The sequence below is a fragment of the Chryseobacterium phosphatilyticum genome (assembly GCF_002899825.2).
GTDB lineage: Bacteria > Bacteroidota > Bacteroidia > Flavobacteriales > Weeksellaceae > Chryseobacterium > Chryseobacterium phosphatilyticum.
Genome location: NZ_PPED02000001.1, coordinates 397,929 through 417,214, shown reverse-complemented (window position 1 = coordinate 417,214; position 19,286 = coordinate 397,929). Strand labels below are relative to the sequence as shown.

Below are 19,286 nucleotides of genomic sequence, written 5' to 3'. Positions count from 1 at the left end.
TTATCTTTATGAAATTGTATTATAGTAAAGGACGTAAATATAAGTAAATACTGCTAATCAATTCCGACGCCCTGTTCTTGGGTTGAATAGTCAGGAAGAAGGAAGCTGTTTACATTAGAAATTTCTTCCGGCTCCAAAACTTCCGATTTCAAAAGTCTACTATGAATATAAGTCATCTGCATTTTATTTTCTTATGAATTTCAGCTGTCCTTTTTCTTTCATGATATCAAAAGTCATGTCTTTTGCCGGCTTAAAAATCTGTGTTGGAGTGTCACAGGTTCCCCATTTACGAATACTGTCAACCTCCATTTTTACCTGATGAACTTCCGTAAAATAATATCTGCCATGTACTTCTGTAAAACAATCATTTCCACATTCCCAGGCATCATAACTTTTAAATTTTTCTCCATCCAAAAAGTCTATCGCATGAAAATTGAGAATTATTGCCGTATCTATTCTTTTCGACATATAATACGTTTTTTCACCTTCCGGACTGACAAGACCTCCAGAATCAACAATCCAACGGGTGTTTTTCAGCTCATTCGGAAAGTTTGTTTTTTTTCTTCCGGGATCTTTGCAGCTGAAAAGCGCCAGCAAAGCAGTACTCAACAATAGAAAAGGATAAGTATTTTTCATCAGATCATTTTATTAAAAACGGTTCTAAAGTTTGATGGTAAGAGAAAATCCGGAAGATAATAAACCTCCGATCTATGCCATTGTTTCATTCACTTTTTCGTTAATAGACGCTTAATCATGTTTCTGACTCTCTGCTTCTCCCGCGAAGTAACTTTTTTGTATCGATTGAATGACAATCCCGTCAAGATCAGTTATTGCTTTTATAGCTTCTTCTTCACTCAATTTTATTTTGTTATTGTTTTTACCCATACGTGTGTTATCGTGTTTGTTCGAAATAAGAAGTTCTCATTTAATCACGAGTAAAAAAGAAGGCTATAAAAGTTATATTTTTGTAAAAAAGTTAAAGGTCTGCTGAGCGATGAGCTTTATATACTTATCCGGTGCCTTATTTATTTGATCCTCATACAATTCAACTTTTATTACTTTAACATCATCAGGTACTGTATAGATTTCATCTTTTGTATAGTTATACCCTGATACACCAGCACTTTCTTTACCTGACTTTCTGGTAATCTCAGTATAATATTTCAGCGTTATGGAATTGCCATTTTGTTTTCCTTTTTCGAAACGGATTTTCTCAATCTGATTAATTATATGTCCTCCGGAGCTTATGTTTCCCTGTATCCGAAATTTTAAGATTTTACCAGTTTTGGAAAGCATTAAAATCATGGGATTAAGACGCTCTGTAACTTCCTGACGGGTTGTATACGTTTGAATCTTATCCGTTTCCGGAACCTCTTTAACAACTCTTTCAGGCTCAGTATAAATGGTGGAAATTCTCAATTTTCGGGCATCAGTTTTACAGCCCGAAAAGGCTAAAAATGACATTAAAACCAGGCTTTTTTTCACCACTTTATTTTTAATAAATATGTGAGTCAAAAATACTCAATGGTGCCGGATAAAAATATCCCTGATATCCGTGGTTTTTTAATGATTTCAGTGTATTCTCTTTCTAGCTTCTTTTACTATTCTTTCCGCTTTCAACCTTATTTCTTTTGGCAATAATTTGAAATTCTCATCCTTGACCTCACGATACGCATCCTCTTCCTGAAATGGAATCCAACCTGTAATTTTTGATTTCGAAAATGTTTTTTCATCTAAGCTTGTGTATACAATCACTTTCAATGGTTTGGCATCCAATCCGTCTGATTCTTCAAAATAAGTGAGATAGAATTCAGGAAAACCATCTTTGTTTGCATCCCCGATTTCACAGAAGTTGATCATATATCCAGGTTGTGAGAGAGCTCGTGCAAAATCTTTAAAAGTTATTTTTGGAAGCAATCCACCATGATCCTCCAGAAAAATACCCGAGTGCAAATCTTTTGGATTATTGTCAGGATAAGTGAGATTTTTAGCTTTGCTTTCATTTAAAAACCAAATATAACTTCCATGATTAGGGACAAATGCCTGTACAATCATCACCGGATTTCCTGGTAACGGATTTCCTACCTCTTCAATAATCTCTTTGTATTTTTTATCTGAAGAAAAATATACTCCTGTTCTTATTTGTGCAAAAGAAGATATACTCATCACACACGCAGCCACAGGCAGCAGTTTTCTAAAATTCATAGTTGTAATATTTTAATGTATTATTTAAATCTTAAAGCATATAACTTGTCTTACATCAGGTTTAATGCTTCTAATTTTATTTTTTGCATAGGCTTCAGAGGAGATAGATGCTTATCTATTTAAGTAACATCGTATAAAAATAAAATGCCGCCAAAACCAGTATAAGAATTCCGGAAAAGAGAAAGTAAAGAACATAATAAAGTCCATTTTTCTTTTTCTTTCTTACAGAATTAATAATAAAAATAATGAGTGTGCAAAAAAATCCTGCTCCAAAAAAAATAGTAAGAACAGTGAGAATTAAAAGTTTTTCAAGGTGTAAATCTGCGGATGAAAGCATGTTTTTGATAGTTAATGTTGAAATTATGATGGCTGGAAGTTTGAAGCTGGAGGAACTTTTAGTTTGTTGTACTTCTTTCTCAGGTTTTAACCTAAATAATAAAAAGCAAAAATCTGAAACCAGGAATAACAGAGCTTCCATCTCCTTATATCATTCTTTGTATTCTTTTCCTGAATATATGTCAATATAGTAATACATGTTCTGCCCTGAATCAAGTTTAACATTCACCAGACCATCGGAATTAATGGACAGATAAGCTTTTGACCCGATCCTTTTTTTTATCTTATTGTCAAAAAGAGTATATAATTCATCCTGCCCTTTCTGAAGTGCATAAATTTGTTTTTCAGTGTCCAAAACTAAAATATCTTTGTATTCGGGTTTGATCTCCCAGCTATTTTTATTGCTGTTCCAGAGGCCTTTTGTTCTCAATTGTTTTCCATCTTCTATAGGAATAAGATATAAATCATTCATGCCCCGATAAGAGTTTATTTTTCCAAACTTCCAGTCTTTATTAATAAACTGATCGGGTAAAATCATTTTTCTGTCGGGCCAGATCAGATGACCTACCTGATCCAGAACTTTAAAATGGCAGGTCCCAATAGAATCTGTGATATTCCCTTCGGTATCGATATAGAGCCAATTATACGCCCAAACATCATGATCGTAATTAAAAACTCCCAGCAAAAAATAAGGTGAATTGGTGATAGAATACACCAGAGAAGTTTTTTTGATAAAATCAATCTGTGAGGGGGTTGCCTTTACAATTTCTTTCGGAAATACTTTTTCATATTGAGGAAAAGGATATACATCTTTGGTTTTGTCATTCACCAACAGCTTAGGAACTTCAGGTTCATACCGTTCTTTGTTAACATCTTTCAGTATTATGGTTTCTTTTCCATATTTTATTGAAAATCTTTCTGTGCCGTTCAATCTGCCATGAACCGCTTTTTTCTCATCCAATTCGTTTATAGAAAAAGCGGAGCCTGAAGCTTTTATAAAGCGTTTATTCTCTAATAATTCAGCAATATTGTTTTCGATTCTATGTAGCTTACCTTGGTTGATTTTGAAAAGGCTGCCATTCCAAAAAATGTGGTTTTCATCAACAGACACAAAGTTAAGATCATAATTATCTTCCAGATAAGGAATGTCTTCGCGGAGTAAAACCTGTTTGGTTTCTGCCACGCCGATTTCAATTTTATGGTATGTTTGCTCCTTCTTGATACCGCTTCCCAGGATATTCCATTCCCATTTCCAGGCAGGCATTTTCTTTTCGTATTCGATATTTTTTTTATAGAATGTAAGCCCGTTGACCTCATTTATATTGATCTCCTCAACAGAAAAACCCAATATTGTTTTTCCACTTTCATTGATCACTGCATATTCATTTTTTTCATTTACCACAACGGCAAATCCTGTAGAAGTAAATAGGGATGCACTTTTATACTTTTGGTCAGTGACAGGCTTCAAATTTATTTTATCCACATACATAAAATCATTCTGCTTCGTTAAAAAAGGAATACTATTGATCGTTCCGGATTTTGATGAAAGCGATGAAAAGTTGTCTTTTTTATCCTGTGTGCAAGCTGTAGCTGAAGTCAGCATAAAAAGGATGCTGCATACTATTGTTTTCATACTCCGGTTTTTTATTGATCGTATTTGTCAATATTAGAAAGATGAAAAGGATTATACAATCCCGATTATCAGCCATATTTCCGTTGATAGGTTGCTATTTTTTTTGATATTTTATGAAAATTGATTGTGTAGAATTATTTCCTCTATACCTGTTGTTAAATTAACGTTAATGATGCCTTTTGGTGTTGATATATTTTAATCAATATATTATCTTAGATCAATATCTCCTGTAGATATTCGATCTACATTTGTCATTATAAAAAAGCAAATACACTATTTTATTAATCATAAAAAAAAACTTATGAGCACACTTACATTGAAAGACGGAACAGAGATTTACTACAAAGATTGGGGAAAAGGAAAAACTATTTTCTTTCACCATGGATGGCCATTATCAAGTGATGATTGGGATGCACAAATGTTTTTCTTCCTGGAACAGGGATACCGGGTAATCGCTCATGACAGAAGAGGACATGGAAGATCCGAACAGACACCTTACGGACATGATATGGATACCTATGCGTCTGATGTTGCGGAAATTGTTGAAGCATTAGACTTAAAAGATGTTATTCACGTGGGGCACTCTACCGGTGGCGGAGAAGTTATCCGATATGTGGCAAAACACGGCAACGGAAGAGTTGCTAAAGCTGTTTTGGTGAGTGCAGTAACCCCGATCATGGTTCAGAATGAGAATAATCCGAATGGAGTTCCTATTTCAGTTTTTGATGATATCAGAAATAATACTGCTAAACACAGATCACAGTTTTTCTTTGATATCACCTTCCCTTTTTATGGATACAACCGAGAAGGAGCTAAAGTTTCAGACGGAATCCAGAGAAATTGGTGGAGACAAGGAATGAGTGGCTCTATCAAAGCTCATTACGATTGTGTAAAAGCATTCTCTGAAACTGATTTCACAGATGATCTTAAGAGTGTAGAGGTTCCTGTATTGGTAATGCATGGTGAGGATGATCAGATTGTTCCTTTTGAAACAACAGGAAAAGTAGCAGCCACCCTGCTTAAAAACGGTCAGCTTATTTCTTACCCTGGTTTTCCGCATGGGATGCCTACCACAGAAGCCGAAACAATCAACAAAGATCTGTTAGCATTTATTCAGTCATAATTTATATTGCGTATAATATAAAAAATCCACAGTCATATTGATTGTGGATTTTTTATTTAAAACACTTTAAAGTGTCTTTTATAACAATATTAAACACCCATTAAATAAGGATTTATTTAATTATTTTATCTCTTTAGTTTGTGATTTAATATATTTAAATTTACATTTGCAGCTTCAAACAAATAACCTATGAAAACAAAATTAATGACTTTGTTAAGTCTTTCGATGCTATTGGCATCTTGTGCACAGGATGAAACTCGTGATGATATAATTCCCTTTCAAAAACAAATTGCAGTAAACGAAGATACCGCTTTAAGTGTTGGTACTACAACTGTAAAGTTCATTAAGGAAGTATATCACCCTTCCGTATTAAATGCAGGGCAAGCCATTACTTTAGAAGACCAAGGCATAAAATACCAGCTTGTCATGCAATATGATAACAATCTTGTATTATACAAAATCGAATCCAATCGCACTTCTGTATTATGGAGTTCTAACAGCTATAAACCTGAGGGTGGTTTTACTCAACTTATTGCCCAGCACGATGGAAATATGGTCATTTATAACAATGGAATTCCTCTTTGGAATACCAATAAAACGGTTGACTTTCATGTGAGTGATCCTCATATGAAACTTCAGTTATTTTCAAAAAAAGATATATTTGGTTACTCGGGGCATCGAATTAAATTTGTTCTGGGAGGAAATAATCAAAATATCAATGATGTCTTCCAATTGGATATTGAAGATATTACAGTTCGTCTATAGATGCGATAAAATTACAGATTATGGAAGATCGGATTGATTTTTTTTGTATCTTTGCACCCAATTATTCCTAACGTCCTTAGGAGTAACCAAAACAGATATTGATAACAAAAACAATAAAAAAGCAGAACAATGCCAAAATTAAAAACGAAATCAGGTGCTAAGAAACGTTTTGCTCTTACCGGATCTGGTAAGATCAAAAGAAAAAACGCTTACAAAAGCCACATCTTAACTAAGAAAGAAACTAAGCAGAAGAGAAATCTTACTACTACTTCTTACGTAGCTAAAGTGGATGAGAAAAGCGTTCAACGTCAATTAGCAATTAAGTAGTTTTTATAAATCTATATTCGGTTTATAAGAATTCAAAACAAATTCAACATTTTAACCCTGAAATGGAGCAGCTAAGTACAATGAAACAGATTGTCGCACATTTCAAAAAAACAATTTAAATTATGCCAAGATCAGTAAATGCAGTAGCTTCAAGAGCTCGCAGAAAGAAAATTTTTAAGCAAGCTAAAGGTTTTTTCGGTAGAAGAAAGAACGTTTGGACTGTAGCTAAAAACGCGGTAGAAAAAGCAATGCAATATGCTTACCGTGGAAGAAAAGAGAAAAAGAGAAACTTCAGAGCACTTTGGATCACTCGTATCAATGCGGGAACAAGAGAGCATGGAATGTCTTACTCTCAGTTTATGGGAGCTCTTAAAAAGAACAACATTGAGCTTAACAGAAAAGTTTTAGCAGATTTAGCAATGAATCACCCTGAAGCTTTCAAAGCTGTTGTAGATCAAGTAAAATAATGTAGAATACTATTTTTGTTATCAATATAGTCCCGGGCTTTGCCCGGGATTTTTCATTATATCCTGCATCATAATGCATTGATTAAAAAAATAAACACATATCACTCAATAATTGAAGTTTTACATTATTATAAAACATATTTATAGAATAAAATTCTAGCAAATTGATTATTCATTTAAACCAAGCCAATTGATTCATATTTTACATCATAAAACGGTGATTATTTGGTATATTAGCAATCAAAAAATAAGTTAGGTATAGAAATGAAAAAAATCGCTGCTTTTTTATTAACATCTGTTATTACACAAAATATTGCTGCCCAGAGTCTTATTCAGGCTTATAAACAAAGAGCAGATATGGTAACTCAGACCAATATCAGTAACAACCTTCAGGAATTTTCTGATCTTGGAGTGAAGACGACAGGTTCCACTGAAAACGCCAATACCCTAAACTGGTTGAAGAACAAATATCTTTCCTATGGATATACTGCCAATCAGATGGTAGAAGATCCTTTCAGTTTTGTTAATGGTTCAACGACGACCTACGGAACGAATCTTGTGATTACTAAGACAGGCACCCTTTATCCTGATAAATATGTTATTATCTGTGGGCATTACGATACCATTGTCGGACCGGGAGTTAGTGACAATGGCAGCGGAACTTCTATCCTTTTAGAAGCTGCAAGGATATTAAAAGATGTTCCTACAGAGTATTCTATAAAATTCATCCATTTTTCAGGGGAAGAACAAGGACTGGAAGGCAGTTATCACTATGCAGACAATATTGCCTATCAGGGAAATACTCGTCAGCTGGATATAAAACTTGTCATTAATATTGATCAGGTAGGTGGGAAAATAGGAAACCAGAATACAACTATTACCTGTGAAAGAGATACCGGTGGGATATCTTCAAATAATGCAGCTTCCAATACAGCAACTCAGGAACTGGCAACATGCACCGGACTCTACTCTCCTCTTCAAACTTCAATTTCTTATGCTTACAGTTCTGACTATATGCCTTTTGAAGCTAAAGGATATACCATCACCGGATTTTATGAAAAAATAAAAAGTAATAATGAGCATACTGTAAATGATACTCTTACCAATATAGATCCTGTTTATGTTTTCAAAGTAGGCAAAGCTGCAGTGGGAGCATTACAACATTTCGCCGTGGCCTCTACCGATGCTAATAATTTAAGTACCGCTGAAATAACAAATCAGAAATCATTGGATGCTATAAAAATCTATCCTAATCCCGCTAAGGATACCCTTATGGTAGAAATGTTTCAAAAGGAAAAATCATTCAGCATCGAGATTAATGATATGGCAGGAAATAGGATCTTGAATATTGCCAATCAGGATAAGATAAATGTGTCTGGCCTGAAAAATGGAGTGTATACAGTGACCATAAAAACTGATAAAGGTAATACGACCAGGAAAATGGTTATTGAAAAATAATACTATTCATTACTTGTAAGAAATTTAATTTGAAAATCATTTCATCACTATCAGATATGAAGAAAGTCGTTACTTTTTTATTAACAGGTATTATCGCACAAAGTATTGCAGGACAGAGTTTCATCCCATCCTATCAGGACAGATCAAATATGGTAAGCCAAACAAATATCATTTCCAATCTTCAGGAGTTTGCTGCTTTTGGAGTAAAGAAAACGGGTTCTCAAGCGAATACTGATGCGCTGAACTGGCTAAAAAGTAAATATATCTCGTACGGGTATACTAACAGTCAAATTGTTGAAGATCCTTTTAGTTATGGCACTACTGGTTCTAAAAATCTGGTAGTTACCAAAACCGGAACAGTCTACCCCAATACATATGTTATCATCTGTGGACATTTCGATACGATTAACGGACCGGGAGTCAATGACAATGGAAGCGGGGTATCTATTATACTGGAAGCAGCAAGAATTCTGAAAGATGTACCCACCGAGTATTCGATCAAGTTCATTAACTTTTCGGGGGAAGAACAAGGTTTGCTGGGAAGCTATCATTACGCAGATAATATAGCTTATCAGGGAGACACGCGTGTATTAGATATTAAACTGGTATTCAATATTGATCAGGTAGGTGGGAAAAGCGGCAATGTGAATGATACCGTTTATTGTGATCAGGATTTAGGAGGTGTTTCTTCTAATAATGCAGCTTCTGCTACGGTCACTCAGGAATTGAGAAATTGTACAGCTTTATACTCTCCACTTCAAACCGCAGTGGATCCTGCTGAAAGTACAGATTATATTCCTTTCGAAGAAAAAGGAGAAGTGATCACCGGTTTCTTTGAAAGAATAAGAAGCAACTATCCGCATACTTCTAATGATACATTGGCCAACACAGATCCTGTATATATTTATAATATAGGAAAAGCAGCAGTAGGAGCACTACAACATTTTGCTGTTGCAACCAGCACATTAGGAACTGATGAAATTCGTTCAAAAAATTCATTGGAAAATGTGAAAATTTACCCCAATCCGGTAAAAGATGTCATTAAGATTAGCCTTCCCGATTCCATTATAAAAAACTTCAGTTTTGAAATCACGGATCTGGCAGGTCATTCTTTAGTAAAAAAAACCAACGAATCTAAAATAGATATTTCAAATCTTGAAAATGGTGTTTATATAGGCACTTTAAAAGCCGATAATCAACTTGTGGTAAGAAAGATTATTGTTGAAAAATAAAACTCAAACTCCTATCAAACAATTTTTAGAATAAAAACCCTTTGAAATATTTCAAGGGGTTTTCTGTGAAAACGATCTTCATTTGAAGCATACGAAATCAACACATTCCTCACTGCACCAATAATCTTTATTAAAATAACTTGAATTTTAAAGTATTTTTAAAAAATTAACCACTTAATTGGGATTTATTTATTACATTCGTAATCCACAACCAAAATAATAATATGAAAAAAATCACCACATTTTTATGTGTTTCAGTGATGCTACAGAGCGTTGCTGCGCAAAGTTTTATCCAGGCTTATAAAGATAGAGCCGATATGGTAACCCAGACTAACATTACAACCAACCTACAGGAGTTTGGAAATCTCGGGATCAAAACAACAGGTTCTGTTGCCAATACCAATACTTTGAACTGGATCAAAAACAAGTATACTTCTTACGGGTATACAGCAGGTCAAATGGTGGAGAGCACTTTTACTTACGGATCAAAAACTTCCAAAAATCTGATTATTACCAAAACCGGAACGCTCTATCCCAACAAATTTGTTATTATCTGCGGGCACTATGATACCATTAACGGACCTGGAGTCAATGATAATGGCAGTGGTACTTCTATCATTTTAGAAGCTGCAAGAATATTAAAAGATGTTCCGACGGAATACTCTATTAAGTTTATTCATTTTTCCGGAGAAGAACAAGGTCTTGTAGGCAGCAGTCATTATGTGAATAATGTTGTATATCAGGGAGGTGTCCGTAAACTGGATATCAAACTGGTTTTTAATCTGGATCAGGTAGGCGGAGTAAAAGGAAATAACAACAATACGGTATATTGTGATGAAGATCAGGGAGGTGTTTCCAGCAACAATGCAGCTTCTGCAGCAGTAACTCAACAGCTCAGAAACTGTACTGCTCTGTACTCTCCTCTTCAAACCGCTGTGGATCCGGCAGAAGCAACCGATTATATTCCTTTTGAACAAAAAGGGGAAGTGATCACCGGTTTTTTTGAAAAAATTAGAAGCAATTACCCTCATACTTCTAAAGATACTTTTGCCAATGTAGATCCTGTATATGTTTATAATATTGGGAAAGCTGCTGTAGGCGCTTTACAGCATTTCGCCACTGCTTCTACAACATCAACATTGAATAAAACAGCTTCAGTTCATTCTCTGGAAGCTGTCAAATTTTATCCTAATCCTGCCAATTCTATCCTAAATATAGAATTACCGGATTCTAAAGTAGCAAATTTCAGTTTTGAAATGACCAACCTGACAGGAAGATCATTGCTTAAAACAAATAATGAAACAAAAATTAATGTGTCTGCCCTTGAAAAAGGAGTATACATCGGAATCCTAAAAGTCGGTGAACAAACCGTTGTAAAGAATATTCTGATTGACAGATAGTAGTATTCTTAATCTCAATAAAAAACAGAACAGGTATTCCTGTTCTGTTTTCTTGTTAAACAATGACCTCCATTTATGAGGTAGTATTTTATGCCAATATTCTTTTTGTTTTTCTTTAATAATTAAAATTAAGAGAAACCGTATAATATCTTCCATTTCCTCGTACATATTCTGCATCACGTGCTGTGTACATAGAGGTAGGAGTAAAATAAGAGGTATTGAAAACATTTTCTATTCCAAGTCCTACCGTCATCAATTGATTAACCTTGTAACTTCCCTGGAAATTAAAAAGATTAAAGGATTTTACGGGACCTTCTCCTTCATCATATTTTCCTGTCAAAGCCGGCTCAAACTTATCTCTTTTGAACGAATACATGTGATAAACCCCTAATTGTAATTTCTGAGCTTTATCACTCCATTTTACAAAGGAATTCAATCTTGCGGGAGCGATTCTTAAACCGCTTAGGTATTTTTCGTAGCTGTTGTCATTTTTCACATCAACTTTTCCTTCCTGATAAGTATAATTTGTTCCTATAGTCAGGCCCTGTGTGGGATAAACATTCAGCGCCAGTTCCACACCATTAATATATTGAGGTGCCCGGAGCGGAGTCCAGAATCCATTAACAGAAACCAGATCTGCTCCTAATTTGGAATAGTTGTAAAAATAACTGGCCGAGAAATCAATATACTGCCCGATTTTACTGTTGAAACCAATTTCATAATTGTCAATCACAACAGGATCAGTATTGATTTCATTTAAAACATTGCTTTTGGCATCTCTCAAGACACGTCCCAGGTCATAGATATTAAAACCTCTGGAATAGGAGGTAAAAGGCTGAAAGAAATCAAAGGCGACATAGCTCACTCCTACATTATAAGACAGATTCGAATAATTTAATCTTCCTCCCTGCACATTAAAGGGAACATCTTTATTGGAAGGCAAAGTGGTATAGTCAGGAACCTTTACCGACATTTTATCCCACCGAAGTCCGGCCTTTACTGTCAGATCATCGGTAAGAAACAATTTTCCCTGTACAAAAGGTGCGATAGCCAGCATATTCATTTCGGGCACCCAGATTCTACCATCAACTAATGGCTGACTTGTTTTCTCATTAAGGAGATCAGCACCATATGTTAATGAACCTTTTAAACCTTTATCTTTACCAAATTCAGTGTTGAAATCTGCCCTGAATCCGTATTTCTTTTCTAAAATTGCCGATTGACCTCCGGTTTTCCATCTCGGCGCATTACGATAATCATAGATGGTATAAAAATCCTGGAAATATAAGGTGGTATTAAGGGTTGTATTGCGGAAAATATTCTTGTTGATATATTTAAAATATCCGTTATGATTATATCTCGTTCCTTCTTTTACGCCTTCTCTTTCACCTAATTTTCCTATAGAAGGGCGCTCTCCATATTTTCCAAGATCAAGAATATATTTGGAATCCTGCAGACTCGAATAATAATTGTACATCGCTTCCAGCCTGTTATTATCATTAAGATCGTATCCAATCTTGGCAAATGCATTACTAACAGCAGTTTCTCCCAAGCCATATCGTGGATTCTGAACCAGCCCTTCCCCATCTATTTTCACTCCGTTTTGGGTAAAAGTTCCATTGACAAGATAATCCAGCTTTCCAACCTTTCCAAAGAAACTTTGTGAGACTCTGTATCCGGCACCACCGTCCGATTTAAACATTTTGTTATTAAAAAGATCATGGCTGGTAAATCCTAAAACCGTTCTTCCTGAAAAAGGTTTACCGGAAGTACTTTTCTGAGTAATATAATTGATAATACCTCCTTCGGCCCCGTTTCCATAGATGGAAGTGGCTCCTTTGACGACCTCAACCCTTTCCAGGACTGAAGGATCAATACTTCTGATTTCCCTGTCATTATTTCGAAGCGGGCTAGACTGCGGAATTCCGTCGATCATAACCAGAACACTTCTTCCTCTCATGGTTTGCCCTCTGTTGCTCACAAGGTTGTTTCCAAATGCTAATCCCGGTACTTTATAAGCCAGAATATTACTGAGATCCGGAGAAATCAACGCTTGTTCCGCTATTTCCTTTTTGTTGATAATATGTACTGTAGAAGCGGTTTTTTTTACAATTTCAGGAGATCTTGAAGCAGTAACAATAACCTCATCCAGCCTGTTTTGTCCTATCGAATCTTTTTTCTGAGCAGCTACCTGATAAAACGCCATCAAACTCCCTATCAAAAAAATAGATTTCTTCATACTTAGTGTTATTTAGAATAATTAAAAACAAAAATAAAGCTTTTAATTATCTCCATAAACTAAGGTATTTTAATAGTTTGGGCTTTGGTTTAGCTTAAAATATTGTTATTTAATATATTCTAAGAAAATAATAAATCATATAAATAAATATGTAATATAATATTCTTGTCAACTGATAATCGTCATAGTTAAATTCTTTTATCCCATGAAAAAGACATTTTAACGATTCGTTGTTATTTGATGGCACTTCCTATTTTATTAAACGCATAGGGAATGACCCCTATTCCCAATGAAAGTAAAACCGTTAAAAGCTCATTTAAATTAAGGCTTTTACCATCGTCAAAAAAGTTCCACATATAAAATGAAGTAATCACCGATGCCAGTCCCACAGATACCAGTCCGCTGATAAATGCCAGAAATCTACTGATGCTGCTATTGTTTTTAGTTTCATTTCCAGTGGCAATATCCTCAACAATCTTATTAATTTGTACCTTAGCGTCTGGCATTAGGTTTTCTGCAGCTTGCATTGTGTTTACCAGTGTTGCAATTTGATTGGTTTTCTGGGTTTCAATTTCTACTTCTGCATCTTTATCCAGAAGAAGGTCTTTAAATGAGACTTTATCCTTTCTTAACTTTATAAAAACTAAGAAAAGAACTAAGATGAAAAATAAAATAGGGGTCATTGCCAGCCATTTTTCACCCGGTGAAATCGGAGTTCTTACTGTTTGTATTGTTTCTGCTTTTGCCATAACAGCTGCTAAAAACAAGATTCCTGTTAAGATTGTTTTATTTGAATTCATAGGAGTTAGTTTTAATGTTATTATTATTTTCCAATGGTAAAATGAACATGAGTGAGGTGTATTCTTTCATTCTCAGTAATCCCTCTGTTGGCTTCTTCGATCAGTTTTCCTTCTTTATTATAGTAATACATTATCCATGGAGAAAAATACTGGTTTGCCAGTTTATTCTGAAAGGCTGCTGTACGAATTTTCACAAGAAATCCGGGCTCAGACGGTGTAGAACTCGCACAAACAATTTCCTTTCCTATATTGGGCTTTATTTTGATAATATCCAATCCTCTTCCATCTTCATGTGGTGAAGTTCCGTTGTTGCTTGGCCTCCACAAACTGGACAACACTATTTTCTGAATAAAAATAGCATGGTTGGTTTCATCAAAATCATATCTCAAAATCCAGAGTAATAAATTAAAAGTTCTTTCATTTGTATTTTGCAGAACCTGATCAAAGGTATACCCCTTACTCCTTGCCAGCGCCCATGAGTCTGCCGGAAATTCAATTTCACATTCCCGGAGAATGTCATAGTAAATAAAGCTTATTTTGCTCGTGCAGCTATTGTTTGTCAATACTGTCAGATTTTTGATTATTTCTTCTTTTGCTGTCATGATATTGTTTTTTTAGGTGATTATTTTTATAGGTATTCTTTCACTGAGAATAGGCATTGCCAGTGTATTATCTTCTTTTATTCTTTTTGTACTCTCATCTTTATCCCCAAATATTTCTTTCCAGATATCTTCGGCTGGTTTGGATGTATTATAATCTTCTGATTTACGAACAACCATTATCCTTATAAATCCCTCTTTAAAATCCTGGATTTTCTTATCCGGTTCGTGTACAGACTGAAAAGAGGTCAGAGTTTCATTAATTTCATTCACGATGAAAGTATTGTAATAATTTTCAACCGGAAGTCCTCCAATATTGCTTTCTACCGTAGAAAATATTAAATACCAGTTATGGAATATTTCAAAAGTCTCCCCAAATCGGTTCAGAAGAGGAATTTTCAACTGTTCTTCTAATTGGTGGGATCCCAGCTCCAGATAGTTATTCTTTCTCACACTATCTCTCCATTTCTGCGGCACAAATGAATCTACAGCTTTCATAAACTGAACCCATTGCGGACTGCTCCACTTGCTATTCAGTCCTGCTGCATCACCTGATTCTTCATCATAGAGCTGGGGAATTATTTCGCTTCTTGTACTGAGTTTAAACATTGGCCAGTATGCATCATCTTTCACATCCTTGTTGATATAATTACTCAGGCCATTTCCTGAAATAATAAATGAACTGGAATTAATTCTGGGATTGGATGCATTAAAATCAAAGGTAAAACCGAATGGGCCTGTAAAATACTTATCATCCACTATCAAATAGCCTTCTTTATCCGTAGGTATCACCTTTGCTGTTTTTGTTGCAGACAGAGTCGGGTCATATCCCGCTTCCGGATAGAATCCATCCGAAGCATTTTCTGTTGTTTTAATTCCAAGTGTAAGCTTCTGAGCAAGTCCTGCTTCTTTATACCAGACATCGTCCAGTACCAACATCATGTCTGCCATCTGATTGCTGTGATCATTAGCTTCATGAATGGAATTCGTTAATGGAATATAGAATCTTACGGATGGTATTGGTAATTCTTCTTTTCTTTTGGAAAGCGTGATATGCCGTTTCCACGGGTTATCTACATTATCCACTGTAATACTGCTTTTTACAGAGTTGGTTGCATATCGCCTGGAAGGTAATGATTCGTATCGGTTAAAAATTTCTACTTTATATTTCAGGTATATGGAATGGTTGTCAATTATATTTTTATATTCATGCACCACATTAGCATTCTTGTTTTTGGAAGCAAAAATCCGGCTTTGTGTTTTTACAGAGGTATAATCCGGTCTGTCCGACTGTGCCCAGGCTTCAAACCTCATGGCTTCAGTCGTATGATAAAGAGATGTTTCTGTTTCTTTTACAGGATTTAAAGAATTTCTTAACCGGGTAATATCTGTATTCAGCTGTCTTCCGTTCCATTCCCATTTCTGATGTTGTACTTCTACTCTGCTGAAGAGGCTGAATTTAATGTCTGTATTAATAATGGCTTTAACTGAGCTTTCTTTAGTCTGATCATTCTTAAACATTCTGTCCAGCCATGCGGAATTATCCGAAATTTCAAAATTTTCCCAAAGGGCATTCTCACTAATATTTTCTACACCAGCGGTCTCTATCACCTGCTCTTCAAATGCTATCTTATAATACGAATTACCTTCTTTATCATGGATGATCTCTGTAGAATCATATACATTATCAAAGCATTTGTGGAATCTAAGTTCACTTCCATCCTTATCAAAATATTTGATAGGGATCAGGTTATATATTCTGATGGAATAAATACAACCGGGATTGAGAATGATTATCGCATTAGGTTCATCAAAAATCAGGTGCTTTGCCTTCGGATCGAATTGTACAGTGATTTTTTTTGAGCATTTTTCTAAATTAAGTTCCTGTCCATTGATGCCATATGCTTTACCATTATAATCAAACTGTGCAGAAACAGGTTCTGCTACTCCATTCAGATCCTTAATTTCAATATATAACGTATTACTTACTGCAGGATCAATATAGTCGATAAAACGTGTTTGCTGTACCGGCAGGCGTTCCTCTTTAGGGTCAAAAAGTTTAAAAGGCTCAATATCTGCAAGAATATTCCCTTTATTGACAAAGGAATAACAGTCCCAAAAAGAGGTTCGGGGTTTTTCCGCAATAATGGTAAAATCATCGTTAAATCCTTCTCCGACAACAATCAGTTTGCTCGTTGTCTGATCTTCAGGAAACAATTCAAAATACAGAGGATTCAGTTCTTTTGGATATTGATGTACTTCATTCAACCTGAGATTGGGTGGAGAGACATTCCTGGTTCTGAGATATTGATAAGAAGTTGTTTCTTCATGAGTTAATTGAATCCCGGTTTCTTTAAAGACATTCAACACCTCCGGATTATCCCTCAGATCTTCAGGCAGAACTCCGCTGTTGAGAACGGCAAATGCTGCAAATTGGTAGTTATACCCATAGATTAAGCCGTAAGGATAGTGGGTTTTATCTCCATCTAACAAATACATCAATTGAGAATGGTTTTTCCCGCTTCCGGTTGTTTCTTCACTAATTCCTTTATTCAGACCTTCCAGAGTCGCTGTAAGGGAAGCTTTTTCATTGCTGATCTCAAAAAATATTTTTTGGGTTTCATTTTCTGTTGCAAGCTGGCCGGGAATTAAAAATGAGGCCTCGAGCGGATTGCTGTCTACTGATTCTTTAAGCTGCCTTTTAACCTTAGCCCAATTATGATATTTCCAATCTCCAAATTGTTCGTTATTGATGTTTGTGCTGCGTTTACTAAGCACAACATATCCGCTTAGTTCATCTGATAAGTCATCTGTAATATCGGGAATTATCTGACCTGGAGTTCCGATCTGAATACGGACAGGAACCTGATCTGATGTAGGCCTTACCTCCGACTTTGCAAACGAATTAATCCTTTTTCCAAGAAGATTTCTTAACTCAATTTCATTTACAGTAACCTGTTTGGTCAATTTCTTATTTTCAGAATAAATCAGCTGTAGATTCGTCTCACGTATTTCTGACCCGGTAATCAGCAAATCAGTAAGTTTTGTTACAATTTCATCTTTTAAAACAGCATCATCAAATGATTTATCATTAATCAGGTAGGCTAAAAGTGACTTCTGAGGCTGAGCGGGATTACTTTCAGGCACAACTTTTCCGTAATGAAGCAAATAAGAATTAAAGAGGCTGAAAATATCAAAATTCAAAATTTCAATGATAGGAAAGATCTTACTATTTTTCGGATTGGCATCTTCATATACTAAAGCTTCATTTTCAATTTTTAGTCCCGTTATATTGTCAGTAAGGTTTACCATCGAAAAATCTAAACCTGCTAACACGGAGATTATACTTGCCTGATTCCTGCTATTGAGAAGTACAGCATACAGCTTTTCAATAGTATTTTTAAATAATTCAGGATTGTCCTTATAGATTGTATAGTTGAATATATTCTGCCCCTCAAAGAAAAGTTCCTCTATTATCCATTCTATTCTCCGGTAGTGATCCTGATCACTGAGGTTTTTATCTATAATTTTAAAATATTGGTCACATTTTTCTTTTGCTTCCTGGGTATCTTCTTCAATTGTTTGGTAATTTTGATTTTTAGCAATAACAGTATCAATGATTAATTTTTCAATCTTCATCCAGTATTCACTGCTTTGAGTGCCATCAGGTTTTTTTTCTATAGAATCTAAATCCAGAAAAGGTCTCAAAAAGTACTCAAATACATTCTTTATATCTTTTTCTTGCTTTATGGTTTCTTTTATTGTTGCATTTTGGCAAAACACTTCCATAAAATTCAAAACGTTTGTCAGCTCATCTGTTATATTTAATTTCCAGTCATTGTCCTGTTCAACCTCAATCTTTACTTTACCTATAAACTTCCCGGCATCTCTTAAAGTAATATTGCCGGCAGAAGCTTTTAATTCCGGTTTTTTAGTAGGCTGAGTCAGTACAGATCTTGTCATATGAATACCTTCTGTTTCGTTTCCCTTTTTATAGATCAGCTTAAAGAAATCATTTATAGGTTCCGGTTTTGAGGTTGTATACCACGCCGATTCTTCTTCATGAGAAACAGGAAAAAAAACCAATTCACCCCCTTCATTCTCATAAAACTCTTTGACTTTTTCCTCATCCAGGTCTTTCTCATTTGACAGAAATAAAAATCCGAGCTGTTCATTATAAGGAGCCAGCTTTTGGGCCATTTGAGCAATCATTCCCTGTACCCTTCCTCTCTTATGCTGAGAAGTTTGAATTTCAGAATCTTCATTGATTTCAATATCGATCTCCCGGTTAAATTCATATAATAAACAATCAACTTCACCATCCTGAACCTGTTCTTCCAATTGATTTTCATAATATTCTTTTAAAGGATCAGTTACAGTATTATTGATTTCAACGTTGCTGATCGGAAAGTCAAATACTTTTTGGAGATCTGCAATTTTTCCCTTTGTTTTGTCCTCAACCACCATCCATGCTCTCAGATGGGTCGGCGGATATTTCTCATCAGAATGATTCCAGGGTAATAAGAATTTTCTCAGATCGGTAAACTTATTTTTAATCTGATCATCAGTAATATTATCTTTATGATAGGAGTTTCCTACTGACAGCAGGGATACTTTATGTAAAAAAGTGCCCCCATCTTCCATATTGAAGTCAATAAATGAACTGTCAAAACACATTTGTAATGTTATATCTGCCATGGTG

General features: G+C 35.1%; 17 protein-coding genes. 7 read left to right on the top strand and 10 right to left on the bottom strand.

Annotated elements, in window-relative coordinates; genetic code table 11:
- Positions 1–53: 53 nt before the first annotated feature.
- The 6 genes from C1631_RS24485 to C1631_RS01850 form a co-directional block, all read right to left on the bottom strand.
- Entirely contained in the window at positions 54–176 is a 123-nt protein-coding gene (locus C1631_RS24485; protein WP_262510193.1) for a hypothetical protein, read from the bottom strand.
- Positions 177–183: 7 nt separating this feature from the next.
- Positions 184–636 (bottom strand): hypothetical protein, encoded by a 453-nt coding sequence (locus C1631_RS01875; RefSeq protein WP_109710055.1) that lies wholly within the window; start codon positions 634–636, stop codon positions 184–186.
- 111 nt (positions 637–747) lie between these two features.
- Positions 748–885, bottom strand: a complete 138-nt coding sequence (locus C1631_RS23930) for a hypothetical protein (RefSeq protein WP_165828222.1) — start codon at positions 883–885, stop codon at positions 748–750.
- A gap of 72 nt (positions 886–957) precedes the next feature.
- The gene (locus C1631_RS01870; protein WP_103249513.1) at positions 958–1,464 is read right to left on the bottom strand and encodes a hypothetical protein; all 507 of its coding nucleotides are present in this window, start codon (positions 1,462–1,464) and stop codon (positions 958–960) included.
- Between the two features lie 108 nt (positions 1,465–1,572).
- A complete protein-coding gene (locus tag C1631_RS01865) occupies positions 1,573–2,205 on the bottom strand; it encodes a hypothetical protein (RefSeq protein WP_109710053.1) in 633 nt (210 codons plus the stop codon).
- A gap of 487 nt (positions 2,206–2,692) precedes the next feature.
- Positions 2,693–4,174 (bottom strand): hypothetical protein, encoded by a 1,482-nt coding sequence (locus C1631_RS01850; RefSeq protein ID WP_109710048.1) that lies wholly within the window; start codon positions 4,172–4,174, stop codon positions 2,693–2,695.
- A 301-nt stretch (positions 4,175–4,475) separates the two neighbouring features.
- Between C1631_RS01850 and C1631_RS01845 the strand changes: the two genes are divergently transcribed.
- From C1631_RS01845 to C1631_RS01815, 7 genes are all read left to right on the top strand, one after another.
- Complete coding sequence (locus C1631_RS01845) at positions 4,476–5,297, top strand: alpha/beta fold hydrolase (protein WP_109710046.1); 822 nt, start codon at positions 4,476–4,478, stop codon at positions 5,295–5,297.
- 204 nt (positions 5,298–5,501) lie between these two features.
- Positions 5,502–6,062: a hypothetical protein gene (locus tag C1631_RS01840; protein ID WP_165828221.1), complete on the top strand. Its 561-nt coding sequence runs from the start codon at positions 5,502–5,504 to the stop codon at positions 6,060–6,062.
- Positions 6,063–6,191: 129 nt separating this feature from the next.
- Positions 6,192–6,389 carry a 50S ribosomal protein L35 gene (rpmI, locus tag C1631_RS01835; RefSeq protein ID WP_002979658.1) on the top strand — a complete coding sequence of 66 codons (198 nt, stop codon included), beginning with the start codon at positions 6,192–6,194 and terminating at the stop codon, positions 6,387–6,389.
- 122 nt (positions 6,390–6,511) lie between these two features.
- On the top strand, positions 6,512–6,856 hold the full coding sequence (gene rplT / locus C1631_RS01830; protein WP_034694451.1) for a 50S ribosomal protein L20: 345 nt from the start codon (positions 6,512–6,514) through the stop codon (positions 6,854–6,856).
- 264 nt (positions 6,857–7,120) lie between these two features.
- The gene (locus C1631_RS01825; protein WP_109710043.1) at positions 7,121–8,314 is read left to right on the top strand and encodes a M20/M25/M40 family metallo-hydrolase; all 1,194 of its coding nucleotides are present in this window, start codon (positions 7,121–7,123) and stop codon (positions 8,312–8,314) included.
- 56 nt (positions 8,315–8,370) lie between these two features.
- Complete coding sequence (locus C1631_RS01820) at positions 8,371–9,546, top strand: M28 family peptidase (RefSeq protein WP_109710041.1); 1,176 nt, start codon at positions 8,371–8,373, stop codon at positions 9,544–9,546.
- 224 nt (positions 9,547–9,770) lie between these two features.
- Positions 9,771–10,946 carry a M28 family peptidase gene (locus C1631_RS01815; RefSeq protein WP_109710039.1) on the top strand — a complete coding sequence of 392 codons (1,176 nt, stop codon included), beginning with the start codon at positions 9,771–9,773 and terminating at the stop codon, positions 10,944–10,946.
- A gap of 115 nt (positions 10,947–11,061) precedes the next feature.
- Here C1631_RS01815 and C1631_RS01810 read toward each other — a convergent pair whose 3' ends face one another.
- The 4 genes from C1631_RS01810 to C1631_RS01795 all read right to left on the bottom strand — a co-directional run bounded on the left by C1631_RS01810 (position 11,062) and on the right by C1631_RS01795 (position 19,282).
- Positions 11,062–13,185, bottom strand: a complete 2,124-nt coding sequence (locus C1631_RS01810) for a TonB-dependent receptor (protein ID WP_109710038.1) — start codon at positions 13,183–13,185, stop codon at positions 11,062–11,064.
- A 233-nt stretch (positions 13,186–13,418) separates the two neighbouring features.
- Positions 13,419–13,985, bottom strand: a complete 567-nt coding sequence (locus C1631_RS01805; protein ID WP_109710036.1) for a hypothetical protein — start codon at positions 13,983–13,985, stop codon at positions 13,419–13,421.
- A 23-nt stretch (positions 13,986–14,008) separates the two neighbouring features.
- The gene (locus C1631_RS01800; RefSeq protein WP_103249310.1) at positions 14,009–14,587 is read right to left on the bottom strand and encodes a hypothetical protein; all 579 of its coding nucleotides are present in this window, start codon (positions 14,585–14,587) and stop codon (positions 14,009–14,011) included.
- Positions 14,588–14,599: 12 nt separating this feature from the next.
- Complete coding sequence (locus C1631_RS01795; protein ID WP_123966562.1) at positions 14,600–19,282, bottom strand: hypothetical protein; 4,683 nt, start codon at positions 19,280–19,282, stop codon at positions 14,600–14,602.
- Positions 19,283–19,286: the final 4 nt, after the last annotated feature.